The sequence below is a fragment of the Acetanaerobacterium sp. MSJ-12 genome (genome assembly GCF_018917875.1).
In the GTDB taxonomy this organism is placed as follows: domain Bacteria; phylum Bacillota; class Clostridia; order Oscillospirales; family Ruminococcaceae; genus Bittarella; species Bittarella massiliensis.
Genome location: NZ_JAHLPK010000020.1, coordinates 1 through 1,718 on the forward strand (window position 1 = coordinate 1; position 1,718 = coordinate 1,718).

General features: G+C 48.6%; 1 rRNA gene. It reads right to left on the bottom strand.

The features are described from left to right. Positions 1-1,605, bottom strand: a 23S ribosomal RNA gene (locus KQI11_RS13020); the annotation flags it as partial. Positions 1,606-1,718: the final 113 nt, after the last annotated feature.

Genomic DNA, 1,718 nt, shown 5'->3' on the forward strand with positions numbered 1-1,718 from the left:
ACAGTGTGGAATCAGCCAGTTCGCTACTTAAATTTCGCTCCCCATCACTTCTCAGGATTAAGTTAAAAGGGATTTGCCTCTTTTAACTCCCTACCAGCTTAGACGCACACAACCAACGGTGCGCTGAGCCTATCCTACTGTGTCACTCCATCTCTCAAACGATTCTAGGTGGTACAGGAATTTCAACCTGTTGTCCATCGCCTACGCCTTTCGGCCTGGGCTTAGGTCCCGACTAACCCTGAGCGGACGAGCCTTCCTCAGGAAACCTTAGGTTTTCGACGGGCAGGATTCTCACCTGCCTCTCGTTACTCATGCCAACATTCTCACTTCTATACAGTCCACTGCTCCTTCCGGTACAGCTTCAACCTATATAGAACGCTCGCCTACCATCCTTACGGATCCATAGCTTCGGTGATACGTTTGAGCCCCGGACATTTTCGGCGCAGAATCACTCGACCAGTGAGCTATTACGCACTCTTTGAATGAATGGCTGCTTCTAAGCCAACATCCTGGTTGTCTATGCAACTCCACATCCTTTTCCACTTAACGTATACTTTGGGACCTTAGCTGATGGTCTGGGCTCTTTCCCTCTTGACTACGGATCTTATCACTCGTAGTCTGACTCCCGAGTAAAAGATAACGGCATTCGGAGTTTGATAGGTTTTGGTAACCGGTGAAGGCCCCTAGACCATTCAGTGCTCTACCTCCGTATCTCTTAACCTCGAGGCTAGCCCTAAAGCTATTTCGGCGAGAACCAGCTATCTCCGGGCTCGATTGGAATTTCACCGCTACCCACAGTTCATCCGGTGACTTTTCAACGTCAATCGGTTCGGACCTCCACGAAATTTTACTTCCGCTTCATCCTGACCATGGGTAGGTCGCCCGGTTTCGGGTCTACGGCATGAAACTAGACGCCCTATTAAGACTCGGTTTCCCTACGGCTTCGCACCATAGGTGCTTAACCTTGCTCCATACCGTAACTCGTTGGCCCGTTCTACAAAAAGTACGCGGTCACACATAAAAAGTGCTCCCACAGTTTGTAAGCAGAAGGTTTCAGGTTCTATTTCACTCCCCTTCCGGGGTTCTTTTCACCTTTCCCTCACGGTACTATGCGCTATCGGTCACCAGGTAGTATTTAGCCTTGGGGGGTGGTCCCCCCTGCTTCCCACAAGGTTTCACGTGCCTCGTGGTACTCTGGATCACGGTCTAGAATATCATCGTTTCATGTACAGGACTATTACCTTCTATGGTGAGTCTTTCCAAACCTCTTCTATTACGATGAGTCCTCATATATGACCGGTCCACAACCCCGATAGAGAAAACCCTATCGGTTTGGGCTTATCCCCTTTCGCTCGCCGCTACTTAGGGAATCGATTTTTCTTTCTCTTCCTCAGGGTACTTAGATGTTTCAGTTCCCCTGGTATGTCTTCTATTACCTATTGATTGAGTAATAGATACTTAGGTATTAACCTAAGTAGGTTTCCCCATTCGGAAATCCCCGGATCAAAGATTGCTTGCATCTCCCCGAGGCTTATCGCAGCTTACCACGTCCTTCATCGACTCCTGGTGCCAAGGCATCCGCCTTCTGCCCTTATTAGCTTGACCAAAGCTATTCGCAGTTTCGCATTGCAAATTTGTTTACTCCCTTACGGTCGCACAAATTTGATGCTCATTGCGTTTGACCTACCTTCGATTTGTTTTGCAAATCGGGTTAGGTC